Here is a 16339-nt window from a genome sequence, read left to right on the forward strand (position 1 = left end):
AGGGGGAGCCGGGTGCATTCGGACGACCTCGAACGACTTCGGACGACTACAGGCGTCTACGGACGACTCGAAAACGGTCGCCCCGGCACGGCTTGAGGGTGCTCGACCACACCAGGAGGAATTGTGAACAGCGATCGGGACGGGATCCGCGGGGGCTGGGCCACACCCGGCGATGACCAGTCCGACGCGGAGTCCGCCGTCGAGACGACGGGCGAGTTCACCATCGACTACGCGCCGCCCGCCTGGTACACGCAGAACGCTTCGGGGGGTTCGGAGACTTCCGGGGTTTCGGAGGGTTCCGGGACGTCGGCTTCGGAGACTCCCGCGGTTGCGGAGGCGCCTGCCGCGCCTCCGGCCGGGAGTCCTGTCGCGGTGCCCTTGCCGGTGGGCAGCGGGTTCGAGCCCGAGGGGGCGAAACCTGAGCCGGCGGAGTCTGCGGAGCCTGAGGGCGCGCCTGCCGGCGATGCCGGCAGTCCTACGGCTGTGCCGAGCTTTCCCGTGGGTGGGTTTCAGGCGCAGTGGACTGCTCCCGCTCCTCCGGTCGCGCCCGTTGCGCCGGTCGCCTCTTCTGAGGAGTCCGAGGAGGCGGAGTCCGGGAACGGGGATTTGGAGAGTGGCGCGACCATGCGGATCTCCAGTGTCGCTCTGAAGCGTGAGATCGCGGAGCGGGCGGCTGCGGCATCGGAGACCGAGGAAGAAGCGGAGGCCGAGGCGGAGGCCGAGGCTCCGGCTGTGGCCGAGGCCCAGGTTGAAGAGGCCGGGTCCCCGTCCGTGGACGGTTCCTCCGACGCCGGCACCGGCTCCCACGCCGCCGTCGACGACGTCCGCGGAGAGGATGAGGGCCCCTCCGGTACTGAATCCGCCGATGACCTGAGTGACGCCTCCTCAGAGGAAGAGAGCGTCGCCGACGTCGTGGCGCTGCGTGTCGCCGACGACGTGGACGCGGCCAACGACGCCGGTGAGGCCCAGCCGCAGGACGACGTCAGCGATGCCGTACCGGCGCAGAGCGACTCGTTGGACGCCGAGCCGGAGGATGCCGAGCCGCAGGACAGCGAGCCTCAGGACGCTGTGCCCGAGGTCGCCTCGGATGAGCCCGAGGCCGTGCAGGACGCTCCCCCCGCCTGGGCTCCGCCGCCGCTGCCGCGGGGTGGGCTGCCGCCGTTGCCGCCCGCGTATCAGCCCGCGGCGCCCGCTCCCGCGGCACGGTGGCCCGCCGCCGCGGGGCCCTCGGCCGCCGGGTCCGAGCCCGAGCCCGTACAGGCGCAGGTGCCATCGCAGGCGCCCGCCCCGCAGCCGCCGGTACCGGCACCGGGCCAGCCGTACCAGCCACCGGCACCCGCACCGGCCCCCGGCCAGCCGTTCCAACCGCCCGCACCCGCACCGGCCCCCGGCCAGCCGTTCCAGGCTCAGCCGCCGGTGCCCGCGCCGGGGCAGCCGTTCCAGCCGCCGGTGCCCGCGCCGGGGCAGCCGTTCCAGCCGCCCGCGCCGCAGCCCGCGTCTCCGGCGTGGCCCTCCGCTCCCAGCACGCCCGACTCGACGGGGCCCGCACAGGGCCCCGTTCCGGTGCACCCGCCCACCGTGAAGAACCCGGTTCCGACGCCGCCCCAGGCTCTGGCTCCAGCCTCGCGCGCCGACGCCCCGCCCCAGGCGCCGGGCAGTTACGGGTTCCCGCAGCCCAGCACCCCGGCCCCGAGCCCCACGCCGCAAGGCAGTTACGGCTTCCCGCAGCCAGGCACCCCGGCCCCGGCCCCGGCTCCGAACCCCGCGCCGGGCACCCCCGCGCCGCAGGGCGGCTACGGATTCCCGCGCCCCGGGGCTCCGGCCCCCGCCCCGACCCCGGCCAACCCTCCCGCCCCGGCGCCCGGTTACGGATTCCCCCAGCAGAGCGCCCCGGCCCAGCACCAGCCCCCGGCCAACCCGCCCGCCCCGGCGCCCGGTTACGGATTCCCCCAGCCGTCCGCGCCCACGGCGAACCCCGTACCGCAGCAGGGCTACGGATTCCCGCCGCAGGGGCCCAACGCCCCCGCGCCGCAGGCCGGTCCCGACTTCCCCAACCAGCCCCCGGCCCCCGCCCAGTCGGCCGCGCCCTCCCAGGCGCAGCCGCCGGTCCCCCCGGCGCAGGCGAGCCCGCCGTACCCGCCCACGCGTCTTCAGCCCGACGCCCCCACGGCCCCCGTAGACCCCCGCACCGGAGCGGCCTGGCCGCAGCCCGTGCAGCATGACCAGCGGCAGCCCACCAACCCCGGTGCCGCGCCTCTGGGGTACACCGCCGCGGTGGAGCTGTCCTCGGACCGGCTGCTCAACAACAAGCGGCAGAAGGCCAAGAGCAGTCGTCCCACTGCCGCGTCGTCGCGGTTCAAGCTCGGCGGGAAGAAGGAGGAGGCCGAGCGCCAGCGCAAGCTGGACCTGATCCGGACGCCGGTGCTGTCGTGCTACCGGATCGCCGTCATCAGCCTCAAGGGCGGCGTCGGCAAGACGACCACGACCACCGCGCTCGGCTCCACGCTCGCCACCGAGCGGCAGGACAAGATCCTCGCGATCGACGCCAACCCGGACGCGGGCACGCTCGGCCGCCGTGTGCGCCGCGAGACCGGTGCCACCATCCGTGACCTCGTCCAGGCGATCCCGTACATCAACTCGTACATGGACATCCGGCGGTTCACGTCCCAGGCCCCGTCCGGCCTCGAGATCATCGCCAACGACGTCGACCCGGCCGTTTCCACGACCTTCAACGACCAGGACTACCGGCGCGCGATCGACGTGCTGGGCAAGCAGTACCCGATCATCCTGACCGACTCCGGTACGGGTCTGCTGTACAGCGCCATGCGGGGTGTGCTCGACCTCGCCGACCAGCTCATCATCATCTCGACGCCGTCGGTCGACGGTGCGAGCAGCGCCAGTACGACGCTGGACTGGCTGTCGGCGCACGGGTACGCGGATCTCGTCTCGCGCTCCATCACCGTCATCTCCGGGGTGCGCGACACCGGCAAGATGATCAAGGTGGAGGACATCGTCAGCCACTTCGAGACGCGCTGCCGCGGTGTCGTGGTCGTGCCGTTCGACGAGCACCTGGCCGCGGGCGCCGAGGTCGACCTCGACATGATGCGGCCCAGGGTGCGGGAGGCGTACTTCAACCTGTCCGCGATGGTGGCCGAGGACATCGCCCGGCACCAGCAGTCGCACGGACTGTGGACCAACGACGGCAACCCGCCGCCGGTGGCCGCCCCGCCGATGCCGGGGCAGTACGTCCCCGGACAGCCGGTCCCTGGACAGCCGATGCCCGGCCAGCCCGTCCCGGGCCAGGCCCCGCAGCAGCCGCAGCCCGGACAGCCGTACGCCCAGCCCGGGCAGCCCTACCCCGCCCCGGGCCAGCCTCCCTACCCGCAGCCCGGCCCCGGTCAGGCGTACCCCCACCAGCCCCCGCAGGCAGGGCCCCAGCCCGGACAGCCCTACCCCCAGCCGGGCCAGCCCTACCCGCCGCACCAGGGCCAGACCCCGCCCCCGCCCGCACCCCCTCAGCAGTAACCCGATCGGCCCCTTTCCGAGGAGCCGATTCCCGCGAAGGCCCGCACCGTTCCGTCACGGTGCGGGCCTTCGCGTACGCAGGGACGGAAAGGGGCGCCATGCCCTGGCCAGGAGGGCTTCACCGGTCTGAACCAATGGGCGGGAAATTCGCGCCAACTCGTTATTTCCGCAGGCCACATGGGGTCCATGCGCCGTTGACGTGTGCAGACCGCCGCTGATAGACACACACATCAACCCCGCCGGCGCCCCCGATCACGTAGTTCAACCAGCCATCCCTGTGCAAGCGATGACGCGAGGTCAGTGACCCATGAACACACAAGATCACCCCGAAAGAGGGCGCTCGCGCCCCCGGCTCATCGCCGCCGCCGGCGCCGCCGCGCTCACCCTCACCGCCGGTCTCGCGACCCCGCTCAACCCGGCACCCCAGCAGGCCCAGGCCGAGGAGAGCAAGAAGGTCCTCACCGTCGCGGTCGCGCAGAGCGTCGACTCGCTGAGCCCGTTCCTGGCGTCGCGCCTGCTCAGTACGAGCATTCACCGGCTCACGTACGAGTATCTGACCAACTACGACGCCGCGGACAACCACGCCATCCCGGGCCTCGCCACCAAGTGGGAGCCGTCCGCCGACAAGCTCACCTGGACCTACACGATCCGCTCCAACTCCAAGTGGTCGGACGGCCGACAGGCCACCGCCGAGGACGCGGCGTGGACGTTCAACAAGATGATGACCGACGCGGGCGCGGCCACCGCCAACGGCAGCTTCGTCGCCAACTTCAAGAAGGTCACGGCCCCCAGCGCCACCCAGCTCGTCATCGAACTGAAGAAGCCGCAGGCCACGATGGCCGCGCTCGACGTACCGATCGTGCCCAAGCACGTCTGGGAGAAGGTCGGGGACTTCTCGAAGTTCAACAACGACAAGAACTTCCCGATCGTCGGCAACGGCCCGTTCATCCTCACGGACTACAAGGCCGACAGCTACGTACGCCTGAAGCCCAACAAGAACTTCTGGCGCGGGGCTCCGAAGTTCGACGAGCTGGTCTTCAAGTACTACAAGGACCAGGACGCCGCGGTCGCCGCCCTGCGCAAGGGCGAGGTCTCCTTCGTCTCGGGCTCGCCGTCGCTGACGCCCGCTCAGGCCGCGTCCCTCAAGGGCGAGCCGAACATCAAGGTCAACGACGCCCCCGGCCGGCGCTTCTACGCCCTGGCCACCAACCCCGGCGCCCAGGCCAAGAACGGCAAGCGCTTCGGTGACGGAGCCGAGTCGCTGCTCAACCAGAAGGTGCGCCAGGCGCTCTTCATGGCGATCGACCGCAAGACCCTCATCGACAAGGTGTTCCAGGGCCACGCCGTCGAGGGCGCGGGCTACATCCCGCCCCGCTTCTCGACGTACTTCTGGAAGCCGACGGCGAGCCAGCAGCTGTCGTACGACCCGGCCAAAGCGGCCCAGCTCCTCGACGAGGCGGGCTACAAGAAGAACGGTGACGGCAAGCGTGTCGAGAAGAACGGCAAGCCGATCAACTACCGGATCCTGTGCCACGCCACCGACCCGAACGACAAGGCGGTCGGCCAGTACCTGAAGGAGTGGTTCGGCGAGCTCGGCATCGGTGTCACCCTCAACTGCCTGGACAACGTGACCGACCCGTGGCTGGCCGGCACATACGACCTCGCGTTCGACGGCTGGTCCGTCAACCCCGACCCCGACTTCGTGCTGTCCATCCACACCTGCGCGGCCCTGCCCGCCACCCCCAAGGATGAGGGCGCGACGGACAACTTCATCTGCGACAAGAAGTACGACGAGCTGTACGACCAGCAGCTCGCCGAGTACGACACCGCCAAGCGGGCGGACGTCGTCAAGCAGATGGAGTCGCGGCTGTACGACACCGGGTACATGAACGTCATGGCGTACCCGAACGCGGTCGAGGCCTACCGCACCGACCAGATCAAGTCGATCCAGACGATGCCCAAGGCCGCGGGCAACATCTACGGCCAGGACGGTTACTGGAGCTGGTGGTCGGCGGTTCCGGCGGGGGCCTCCGGTGAGTCCTCCGACGGTTCGAGCTCGACGGGCGTCATCATCGGCATCGTCGCGGGCGTCGTTGTCCTCGCGGGTGCCGGGGCGTTCTTCGCGATGCGCCGCCGCTCCACGGCCGAGGACCGCGAGTAGAGCCCCCACCCACACGGGCATCCCCCACACGGGCACCCCATGAACGTACGAACGAATGAGTAGTTCATGACCGCTGAGGCAACACCCTCGCTGGTCGAGGTGACCGGCGGTCCGGCTGAGGCCGGGCCGTCGGTCCGCGGGCCGCGGGCGCGCACCAGGTCCGCGTATCTGCGCTATGTGGCGGGCAAGGTGGGCGGCGCGGCCGTCTCGCTGCTCGCCGTCCTCGTCACCAGCTTCTTCCTCTTCCGTCTCATCCCCGGCGACCCGGTCAAGTACATGACGGGCGGGCGCCAGGTGTCCGCCGAGCAACTCGCCAACTACCGCAAGGAGTTCGGGCTCGACCTGCCGCTGTGGGAGCAGTTCACGAACTACTGCGGCAAGGCGCTCACCGGCGATCTCGGCACCTCGTACCAGTTCCGCGCTCCCGTCATCGACAAGATCACCGAAGCGCTGCCGAACACCTTGCTGCTCACCGGCACGGCGTTCCTCCTCTACACCGCGCTCGGCATCTTCATCGGCACGCGCTCCGCGTGGCGCAACGGCGGGCCGAGCGACCGGCTCAACACCGGTCTGGCGCTGACCCTCTACTCCATCCCGTCCTTCTGGCTCGGGCTGCTGCTCATCATCGTCTTCTCGGTGGGCATGGGGCCGATCCCCGGGCTCTTCCCCACCGGCGGCATGGAGTCGGGGGGCAAGGAGGGCCTCGCCTACGTCATCGATGTCGCCCACCACCTCATCCTTCCGGTGGTGACACTGGTCGCGGTCGAGTACGGGCAGACGCTGCTGGTGACGCGCTCGGCGCTGCTCGACGAGATGGGCAGCGACTATCTGACGACGGCCCGGGCGAAGGGCCTGCGGGACGATCTCGTACGCCGCCGGCACGCCGTTCCGAACGCCCTGCTGCCGACGGTCACGCTGATCTTCATCAACCTCGGCCGTACGGTCGCCGGTGTGATCCTCGTCGAGACCGTCTTCTCCTGGCCGGGCCTCGGCGGCCTCTTCTACCAGGCGCTGAGCGTGCCCGATCTGCCGCTGGTGCAGGGGCTGTTCTTCGTCTTCGCGGCGGCGGTGATCGTGATGAACACGCTGGCCGATCTGATCTATCCGCTGCTGGACCCCCGGGTGGGCCGATGACCACGACCGAGTCGGACGGGCCGATGACGACCGAAGCGACCCCGCAGGTGGCGAAGGCGAGTCCGCGCACGCTCGCCTGGCAGCGCCGCCGCCACTCTGCCGCCCGTTTCTGGAAGCAGTACCGCAGCCACCGGGCGGGCGTCTTCGGACTCACCGCGCTCGGCCTCTTCGCGCTCGTCGCGCTGGCCGCGCCGCTGATCGTCGGCTCCGACGTGCAGAGCGTGACGAACGCGCCCGGCCGGCCGATGGAGAGCCCGAGCGCCGAATTCCCGCTGGGCACCGACCAGTTCGGGCGCAATCTGCTCGGGCTCCTGGTGTGGGGCGCCCGGGTCTCGCTGCTCGTGGGGCTGCTCGCGGCCGTGCTGTCCGTCGCGATCGGCGCGCTCATCGGGATCACCGCGGGGCACTTCCGCGGCTGGTACGCGACGGTGATGATGCGGATCACGGACTGGTTCCTGGTCATGCCGACGCTGGTCCTCGCGATCGCGCTGGCGACCGTCATGAGCCGGTCGATCGGCACGATCATCCTGGCGATCGGGGTCACGACCTGGCCGACCACGGCCCGGCTGGTGCGGGCGCAGACCCTCGCCGTGGAGTCGCGGCCGTACATCGAGCGGGCCAAGGCGCTCGGCGGCGGGCACGGGCACATCATGTCCCGGCACGTCCTGCCCAACGTCATGCCGCTCGTGCTGGCCCAGACGACGCTCATCATCTCCTCGGCGATCCTCGCGGAGGCGACGCTCGCGTTCCTCGGGCTCGGTGATCCGACGGTGGTGTCGTGGGGCGGGCTGCTCCAGGACGCGCGGGAGGCGGGCGCGGTCAGCGCGGGCAAGTGGTGGTATCTCGTGCCCCCGGGTATCGCGATCGCGGTGGTCGCGCTGGCGTTCACGCTGTGCGGGCGCGCGGTGGAGTCGGTTCTCAACCCCAAGCTGGGGGTGGCACGTTGAGTACGACGACCAAGCAACGCCTTCTGGAGGTCAGAAACCTCGAAGTGACGTACGCGAGTGGGGCCGCCGCCGTACGCGGTGTGGACCTCTCGCTCGACGCGGGACAGAAGCTCGGTATCGCGGGCGAGTCCGGCTGCGGCAAGTCGACGCTGGCGCTGGCGCTGCTGCGGCTGCTGCCCGCGGGCACGCGCACGAGCGGGGAGATCCTGCTCGACGGCGAGGACGTGCTGAGGATGAAGTGGGGGCGCGTGCGGGCGGTCCGCTGGGCGGGCGCGTCGATCGTCTTCCAGGGCGCGATGCACTCGCTGAACGCCGTGCACCGGATCGGCGACCAGATCGCCGAGCCGATCCTGCTGCACAGGAAGGCGACTCCGGCGGGCGCGAAGAAGAAGACGGGCGAGCTGCTCGAACACGTCGGGCTGCCGGCCGCCCGCGCGGACGCGTACCCGCACGAACTCTCCGGCGGCCAGCGCCAGCGCGTCATGATCGCCATGGCGTTGGCCTGCGACCCCCGGCTCGTCATCGCCGACGAACCGACCACGGCGCTCGACGTGATGATCCAGGCGCAGATCCTCCGCCTGATCGAACAGCTCGTCAGCGAGCAGGAGTTGGGCCTCGTGATGATCAGCCATGACCTCGCTGTCCTGGCCGACACCTGCGACCGGCTCGCGGTGATGTACGCGGGCCGCGTCGTCGAGGAGGGCCCCGCCCGGCAGGTCTACGACGACGCCCGGCACCCGTACGGCAAGGCCCTGTCGGCCGCCTTCCCGCGCATCGGCGACACGGCGTCGCGCTTCGCGCCTCGCGGACTGCCGGGCGATCCACCGGACCCGTCGGCGCTGCCCACCGGCTGTACGTTCCACCCCCGGTGTGCGGTGGCACTGGACGCCTGCGTCACGCAGGACCAGGCGCTGCGGGACGCGGGGACGGGACGGTGGGCGGCCTGCGTGCACGTGGGAGCACCAGCAGCACCAACAGCCCCTGAGGCCACCGGAGAAGCGGAAGAAGCGAGGAGCAGCACATCATGACCACTCCGCCTCTCCTGAGCGCCCAGGGCCTGCACGTCACCTTTCCCGGTCGCCACGGAGCCGCCCACGCCCGTGCCGTCGACGGCGTCGACCTCGACATCCGGCCCGGCGAGATCGTCGCCCTGGTCGGCGAGTCGGGCTGCGGCAAGACGACGCTGGCGCGCTCGCTCCTCGGGCTCGTCCCGCCGACCGGCGGCGGCGTCACCTTCGACGGCAAGCCGCTCGACTACTCCTCACGCGCGCTGAAGGCGTACCGCAAGCGCGTCCAGCTGGTCCTTCAGGACCCGAGCGGCTCGCTCAACCCCCGGCACACGGTGTACGACGCGGTGGCCGAGGGCCTGCGCATCCACGGGTACGGCGGCGACGAGCAGGCCGCGGTGGCACAAGCCCTCTCCCGGGCCGGGCTGCGCCCTCCGGAGCGCTTCTTCCTCCGCTACCCGCACGAGCTGTCCGGCGGCCAGCGCCAGCGCGTCGTCATCGCGGGCGCGCTCGTCCTGGAACCCGAACTCATCGTCGCCGACGAGCCGGTGGCCTCCCTCGACGCGTCGGTACGCGGCGAGATCCTGGCCCTGCTGCTCCGGCTGCGCTCCGAACTCGGCCTGTCCGCCCTAGTGGTGACCCACGATCTGGGCCTGGCCTGGAACATCGCCGACCGGGTCGCCGTGATGTACCTCGGCCGGGTCGTGGAGACCGGCGACGTCGAACAGGTCCTGACGGCTCCTCGGCATCCGTACACCCAGGCCCTGTTGTCCGTCCTGCCGGAGGCACCGGGCGATCCGGTCGTGCTGACCGGCGAACCCCCGGACCCGTCCCGCATCCCGTCCGGCTGCCGCTTCCACGCCCGCTGCCAGATCCTGGCGAGCGGCGAGGCGGAGCGGGCGGGCGTCGCGGACGCGTGCCGGGGACAGGACCTGGAGGTGCTCGACGGGAGCGGCGGGGCGCAGGTGGCGTGCCACTGGGCGAGGGCGGCGCTCACGTCCTGAGTACGAAGACGGGGGCGGCCGGTGCGTTCATGAGCACCGGCCGCCCCCGTCGCCGTACGCAGGACGTCTACGCGGAGTCGGCGTCGTACGCCTCGACCAGCTCGCGGCAGCGCTTCACGTCCTCGGCCATGGTCTCAAGGAGCGCCTCGATGCTTTCGAACCTGGCCTGGCCGCGGACGAAGGCCAGGAAGTCGACGGCGACGTGCAGGCCGTACAGGTCGAGGCCGACGCGGTCGATGGCATAGGCCTCGACGGTGCGCTCGGTGCCGTCGAACTGCGGGTTCGTGCCGACGGAGATCGCCGCGGGCATCGCCTCGCCCTCGACCTGCAGCCAGCCGGCGTAAACGCCGTCCGCGGGGATGGCGGTGTGCGGGAGGGTCTCGACGTTCGCCGTCGGGAAGCCGAGCTCGCGGCCGCGCTGGGCGCCGCGGACGACGATGCCCTCGACGCGGTGCGGACGTCCGAGGATCTCGCGCGCGCCCTCGACATCGCCCTCGGCCACGAGCCGCCGGGTGAGGGTCGAGGAGAAGGGCTCGCCACCGCCCGCCGCACCCGTCACGTACAGATCGACGACCTCGACCTCGAAGTCGTACGTCTCCCCCTGCTCGCGCAGGAAGCCGACATGACCCGCGGCCTTGTGGCCGAAGCGGAAGTTGGGGCCCTCGACGACGGCCTTGGCCTGCAGCTTGTCGACCAGGACCTTCACCACGAAGTCGGCGGGCGACAGCTTCGAGAACTCGGTGGTGAAGGGAAGGATGAGCAGCGCGTCCACGCCCAGCTCGGCCATCAGCTCGGCGCGGCGGTGGTGCGGGGCGAGCAGCGGGGGGTGGCTGCCGGGGCGCACGACCTCGCTGGGGTGCGGGTCGAAGGTGACGACGACGGAGGGCACGCCCAGCTCCCGGGCGCGTTCCACGGCATGCCGGATGATCAGCTGGTGCCCACGGTGCACCCCGTCGTAGGAACCGATGGTGACGACGCTGCGCCCCCAGTCCTCGGGGATGTCCTCCAAGCCACGCCAGCGCTGCACTGTGACCGCTCCTTGTCGAACCTGTATCCGTGATGGCCTCATTCGCAGCTCTAAGGGTGCCATGCCGAGCGCGCTCGGCCAGCACCGGCATCGTGTGACGCATCGCGCACAGGTCAGGCGGGGACCCGGACCCCGGCCAGGTTCTCGATCATGCGGCGGGTACTCGGGCCGACCACCGCGGCCCACTCCTCGGGGGAGCCGGTCAGCCAGCGGGCCACCAGGGTGGCGAAGCCCGGAAACTGGCGGGCCAGGTCGACGAGGCCGCGGTCGAAGCCGGTGGCGCCGGCCGGGGTGCGGACGAGGAGCAGGCCCGCGCGGTGGACCAGCTCGCGGGTGGGCTCTTCGCCCCTGCGGTCCGCTCCGTCCGCGGCGGCCTTGAGAAGGGTGTCGAGGACGGCCGGGTCCCGCTCGTGGGCGAGCAGCAGATCCAGCAGTTCGCGCCGCAGCGGGCGTGACGCGGGGCTCCCCGGCGCCGCCAGGACGGCCGCGAGCGCCGCCCGCACCGAGGCGGGGTAACCGTCCAGCAGACCGCTGACCAGCGGAAACAGCACCGCGCGTGCGGTGGGTCCGTAGGCCAGGCGCCGATCGACATACGAGGCCACCTGCGCGGCGACCTCGGGACGCAGCTCCACGACCTCCCGCACCATCGCGGCGACACGGCGGGCGAGAGCGGGCGTGGTGACGTCGCCGAGGGCTCGCAGCACCTCGCCCGTGCCAGGCCCTGACTGCCGCAGCCGGTTCCGGAAGGCGGCGAGCACCGGGTCCGGGTGGGTGGTGAGCGCGGCGACCAGCGCGCTCGGGGGCAGCTGGGGATCACCGGCCGTGAAACGCTCCAGGGCCGGCGGCAGATACCGGGATCGCGTCCGCGGATCGCGTACGAGGAGGCCGAGGGCTCCGCCGTGCAGCGCCGCGTCGGAGGGGCGGGCCAGCAGGGCGAGCGCCGCGTACCGCAGCAGGTCGCGGTCGGCCTCCGTGCGCACGAACGGCGCGGCCCGCAAGCCGTACGCCACCGCCGCCACCCGCCGCGCCGGCCGCTCGTCATGCGCCCACCGGTCCACGGCCCGGCACACGGCCGACGGCTCCTCCTCGGCGAGTACGGCGAGCAGCTCGTCACCGCGCCGGTGCGCACGCTCGACCAGCACCTCGGCCAGATCGTCCAGCGCCCTGCGCCGATGCGCGTACAGCAAGGCCTGCGCGGCGGTCGCGACGGTCGCGTGCGGGGTCGCCGGGAGCGGGCGCTCGTCGTCGAACCAGTGGGCGAGGTGGGGCTGTACGGCGCCGGGGTCGGCGGCCAGGAGGCGGGATACGGCGTCGAGGTAGCGAGGGGCGGTGGGGGCATCGGGCGTGGCGCCGTGCTCCCGCGGCCCCGGCGTCCGGGATTCAGGGACCCGAGGCGGGCCAGGGGCTCCTCGTGGGCGAAGCGGTAGCCGTTGCCGGCGGGGGCGAGGAGGCCCTCGGTGAGGACGGCGGAGGCCCAGCCGGTGGTGCCGGCGAGGCGGCGTCCCGGGGCGGGTCCCCACGGGAAGACGGCCTCGAAGGACGCGCGGTCCAGCTCGCCCTGCCCGGGGCCCAGACAGCGCCGCGCGGCCTCGTGCACCTGGCCGGAGACATGGGCGGCGAGCCGTCGTACGGCGGTCCCGCGCAGCCCGTTGGCCGTGGCGAGGCGGACCGCGATGCGCAGGCACATCAGGTCCAGGTACGCGGTGAAGACGTCGTCCCGGTCTAGGGCCTGTGTCGGAAGTGGCGTCGTTCGCCCGAAGGGCGGGCCGGGCGGCGTCTGGTGCGTGCTCTCGGCGTGCCGGGCGAAAGCCCTCGTACTGGACGTACTCGGGCTTTCGCCCGGTGCGGCGAGAGGGCGTGCCAGGCATCGCCCGGCAGGCGCCACTTCCGACACAGGCCCTAGCCGCCCGGCCGGGGCGGACGGCAGCGCGGCCCGCACCTCCGAGAGAAGCCGCAGCGTCAGGGGGTGCCGCGCGTCGGCGTCCACCAGCACGCCCTCGGGGATCCCGGCGCGCCACCGGGCCGTCCGGGCCTCCCCCTCGGTCAGGTCCCCCAGCCGTACGCAGGCCGGAAACAGCGGGTCCGGGCCCGCCGCGCCCCGGTGCAGCAACTCCCCCGGAAACTCCGCCCCCGCCTGCTCCCAGTACTCGGCCCGGCACCCCACGACGAGCCGCGCCCCGGTCTCCCGCAGCCACGCGACCGTCCCGGCGGTCCACTCGGGCAGCCGCTGGGCCAGGGCGGGCGGCATCTCCTCGGGGCCGTCGAGGAGCAGCAGCAGCGGCCGCCCCGCGTCCCGTGCCGACCGGGCCAGCCGCTTGGGCCCGATGTCGCCCAGTTCACCGCCGTACGCGCCTGGAGGCAGCACCTCGGAGGGCGTGAGGCCGGCGGTCTGCCCGTCGCCCTCCGCGCCCGTACACCGTGAGGCCGCCACGATCCGCCCGGCCCGCGCCAGCGCCCGGGTCGCCGCGTCCGCCACGGAGGTGTCGGCGGCAAGGAGGTCGGCGCCGCGCAGCCACAGGGTGGGGGCCGGTGCCGTGCCGTGGGTGCGGCGGGCGGCGAGGGCCGCCAGTTCCGTCGTACGGCCGCTGCCGGGCGGGCCGACGAGCCCGAGCACGAGGGCCGGGCCGTCCTCGAAGGCGGCGAACTCCCTGACCACGTCGGCCCGTTCGACCGGCCCGGACTCCGCGCCGCCGGAACCCACCGACGTCGCCGCCCCCGGCCCGTCCGACCCCACCGAGGTCGCGGTGAGCTCCAGCACCCCCGCCGGATTCAGATCGGCCCCGTACGCGGCCACTGTCGCCGCGTTGCGCTCCAGCACCTCGGCGAGGGGACCCTCCACACCCCGCAGGGGGACGGCGAACCCCGTTGCCCGGTGCGCGGTGTGCAGCGCCGTGCCGAGCACCCCCACCACCGCGCCGGTCGCGGCGTCGAGGACCGGTCCCCCGGCCGCGCCGCCGCCCAGCCGGAGCGCGTCCGCGCCCGCCGTGCCGATCGCCAACTCCAGGGCGCCGTCCAGGAGATGGAAGCGGTCGGTCGCCGTGTACGTGGCGGCGGACGTACCGAGCACGCGCGCCTCGCGCCAGCCGCCCGCGGCAATCCGTACGTACGTGCCGGTCGCGACTCGGTCCCGCACGGTGACGGGGAGCGGGTCGAGTCCGAGACCTTCGGTGCGTACGAGAGCCAGATCGGCGTCGGGCAGGGGCGTGACGGCGTCGGCGGTGACCACACACGTGCGGTCGCCGTGGGCGTGCAGGACAAGGCAGGCCAGGCCGTCGACGGCCTCGTGACTGGTGATCACCGTGCCGTGGTGGTCGGCGGCGAAACCCGTGCCGCGCGGGCGGCCCGCGAGGTCGCAGACGCGGACCAGGGTCTCGTCCCGTGTGTCCCGGGTATCGTCGGGTGCCTGCCGGCTCCCGGCCCGCGGGCCCCGTCCCGCCATGCTCGACCTCCCCGCCGTGCTCCTTTTCCGACGGTAGGTGCGAGGTGATCAGCGGGACAGATCGCGCGGCGAACGCGCCCCTTCCGCTCCCCCCGGTTCACTCCGAGCGCCTGCCCGAAGGGGTGAATAGGTGAGGACGGATGGATACACCCTTGTGTGGGGGAACCGAGGGGGGACCGTGGAGCGGCGGGCACGAGACCCTGTGATCGCCGCTCCACGGGCGGCGGCCCACAGGACCGCCGCACCGCTACGGGAAGAACGCGCAAGACCGCGCAAGGACACGGCAGAACGGGGCACAGCGCGCGAGAACGCCGAAGAACGTCAGCCGAACACGGCCAGGCTCTTCGCCTTCCCCTTCTGCTCCTCCACCAGCGCGAGGAACCGCCCCTCGGGATCGAAGACCCCGACGGGGCCCTTGCCCGCGTACTCCTCGGGCATCTCCAGGCGTACGCCGTTCAGCAGCAGCCGCGCCCGCTTGGCGTCCACGTCCCAGCGCGGGAACGCGGCGGCGGCCGCCTCCGCGATCGGCATCACGGTCAGCTCCTCCTGGAGCTGACCGAGGGTGCGCGCGGAGTCGAGCTTGTACGGGCCGACGCGGGTGCGGCGCAGGGCGGTGAGATGACCGCCGACGCCCAGGTCCGCGCCCAGGTCGCGAGCCAGCGCCCGGATGTACGTCCCGGACGAGCAGACGACGGAGACGACCAGGTCGAGTACCGGGGTCCCGTCCTCGGCGACGGCGTCACGGACGTCGTACACCGCGAACGACGAGATGGTCACCGGACGGGCCGGGATCTCGAAGTCCTCGCCCTCGCGCGCCCGCTTGTACGAGCGCACGCCGTCGATCTTGATGGCGCTGACCTTGGACGGCACCTGCATGATGTCGCCGGTCAGCTTGGCGATCCCGGCGTCGACGGCATCCCGCTTCACGCCGGAGGCGTCGGTGGACGACGTGATGTCACCCTCGGCGTCGTCGGTGAGCGTGCTCTGGCCGAGCCTGATGGTGCCCAGGTACTCCTTCTCGGTCAGCGCGAGGTGTCCGAGGAGCTTGGTCGCCTTCTCGACGCCGAGGACGAGCACGCCCGTCGCCATGGGGTCGAGGGTGCCGGCGTGTCCGACGCGGCGGGTCCTGGCGATCCCGCGCATCTTGGCGACCACGTCGTGCGAAGTGAACCCCGACGGCTTGTCGACGATGACAAGCCCGTCGGGCGTCCGGTGCTTCTGGGTCATTCGGTGGCGTCGTCCTCGTCGTCCTCGCCCGGCTTCTTGTACGGGTCCGCGTCACCGGCGAAGGTGGCGCCGGCCGAGACCTCGCGCACCTTGGCGTCGGAGGCCCGCGCCTTGTCGAGCAGGTCCTCGATGGTCTTGGCGGTGTCCGGCAGGGCGTCGGCGACGAAGGTCAGCGTCGGCGTGAACTTCACACCCGCCGCCGCGCCGACCGCCGAGCGAAGCACGCCCTTGGCGCTCTCCAGGCCCGCGGCGGCCGCCGCGCGCTTCCCGTCGTCCCCGTACACCGTGTAGAAGACGGTCGCCTCCCGGAGATCCCCGGTGACCCGGGTGTCCGTGATCGTGACGTGTGTGCCGAGCCGCGGGTCCTTGATCCCGCGCTGCAGCTTCTGGGCCACCACCTCTCGGATGAGGTCCGCCAGCCTCTTCGCCCGCGCGTTGTCGGCCACTGGTCCGTCTCCTTCTTCGCCTTGCTTGTTTCGTCAATCTTCGTCTGTGTGGAGCCTGCGCCGCACCGAGAGCAGCTCCACCTCCGGTCGCGCCGCGACGAGCCGTTCGCACCGGTCCAGTACGTCGCGGAGGTGCTCGGTGTTTCCGGAGACCACCGCGAGACCGATCTCGGCCCTGCGGTGCAGGTCCTGGTTGCCCGTCTCCGCCACGCTCACCGCGTATTTGCGCTGGAGCTCGGCCACGATGGGGCGGACGACTGAGCGTTTCTCCTTCAGCGAGCGAACGTCGCCGAGGAGCAGGTCGAAGGACAGAGTCCCCACATACATGTGTAACCGGATGTCCCGCCGGTACGGGATAGATGACCTGCCAATGCGCTTGGCAGGGACATCAGAACCGTACATCGAACGCCGGGGGCGCTCGA

The 16339-nt window shown here is 72.2% G+C and carries 10 protein-coding genes and 1 pseudogene; 6 read left to right on the forward strand and 5 right to left on the reverse strand.

The window, feature by feature from the left end:
* Positions 1–123: 123 nt before the first annotated feature.
* The 6 genes from C4B68_RS10770 to C4B68_RS10795 all read left to right on the forward strand — a co-directional run bounded on the left by C4B68_RS10770 (position 124) and on the right by C4B68_RS10795 (position 9778).
* The gene (locus C4B68_RS10770; RefSeq protein WP_099502552.1) at positions 124–3525 is read left to right on the forward strand and encodes an SCO5717 family growth-regulating ATPase; all 3402 of its coding nucleotides are present in this window, start codon (positions 124–126) and stop codon (positions 3523–3525) included.
* Between the two features lie 307 nt (positions 3526–3832).
* Positions 3833–5686: an ABC transporter substrate-binding protein gene (locus C4B68_RS10775; RefSeq protein ID WP_099502553.1), complete on the forward strand. Its 1854-nt coding sequence runs from the start codon at positions 3833–3835 to the stop codon at positions 5684–5686.
* 66 nt (positions 5687–5752) lie between these two features.
* Positions 5753–6820, forward strand: coding sequence for an ABC transporter permease (locus C4B68_RS10780; RefSeq protein WP_180289283.1), 1068 nt, complete (start codon positions 5753–5755; stop codon positions 6818–6820).
* 23 nt (positions 6821–6843) lie between these two features.
* Positions 6844–7767: an ABC transporter permease gene (locus C4B68_RS10785; protein ID WP_240634687.1), complete on the forward strand. Its 924-nt coding sequence runs from the start codon at positions 6844–6846 to the stop codon at positions 7765–7767.
* The gene (locus tag C4B68_RS10790) at positions 7764–8795 is read left to right on the forward strand and encodes an ABC transporter ATP-binding protein (protein ID WP_099502555.1); all 1032 of its coding nucleotides are present in this window, start codon (positions 7764–7766) and stop codon (positions 8793–8795) included. The genes C4B68_RS10785 and C4B68_RS10790 overlap by 4 nt, the downstream gene beginning before the upstream one ends.
* Positions 8792–9778, forward strand: coding sequence for an ABC transporter ATP-binding protein (locus C4B68_RS10795; RefSeq protein WP_099502556.1), 987 nt, complete (start codon positions 8792–8794; stop codon positions 9776–9778). The genes C4B68_RS10790 and C4B68_RS10795 overlap by 4 nt, the downstream gene beginning before the upstream one ends.
* Before the next feature lie 67 nt (positions 9779–9845).
* Here the strand turns inward: C4B68_RS10795 and C4B68_RS10800 are convergent, their stop codons facing one another.
* From C4B68_RS10800 to C4B68_RS10820, 5 genes and pseudogenes are all read right to left on the reverse strand, one after another.
* Complete coding sequence (locus C4B68_RS10800; protein ID WP_099502557.1) at positions 9846–10805, reverse strand: bifunctional riboflavin kinase/FAD synthetase; 960 nt, start codon at positions 10803–10805, stop codon at positions 9846–9848.
* A gap of 113 nt (positions 10806–10918) precedes the next feature.
* Positions 10919–14306, reverse strand: a pseudogene (locus C4B68_RS10805) (trypsin-like peptidase domain-containing protein).
* Between the two features lie 259 nt (positions 14307–14565).
* Positions 14566–15471: a tRNA pseudouridine(55) synthase TruB gene (gene truB, locus C4B68_RS10810; RefSeq protein WP_099502558.1), complete on the reverse strand. Its 906-nt coding sequence runs from the start codon at positions 15469–15471 to the stop codon at positions 14566–14568.
* Positions 15468–15917, reverse strand: a complete 450-nt coding sequence (gene rbfA / locus C4B68_RS10815) for a 30S ribosome-binding factor RbfA (RefSeq protein ID WP_099502559.1) — start codon at positions 15915–15917, stop codon at positions 15468–15470. Before rbfA ends, truB begins: the two co-directional genes overlap by 4 nt.
* A gap of 33 nt (positions 15918–15950) precedes the next feature.
* The gene (locus tag C4B68_RS10820) at positions 15951–16244 is read right to left on the reverse strand and encodes a DUF503 domain-containing protein (protein ID WP_099502560.1); all 294 of its coding nucleotides are present in this window, start codon (positions 16242–16244) and stop codon (positions 15951–15953) included.
* Positions 16245–16339 lie beyond the last annotated feature (95 nt).

This window comes from Streptomyces dengpaensis, assembly GCF_002946835.1.
GTDB classification, from domain to species: Bacteria; Actinomycetota; Actinomycetes; order Streptomycetales; family Streptomycetaceae; genus Streptomyces; species Streptomyces dengpaensis.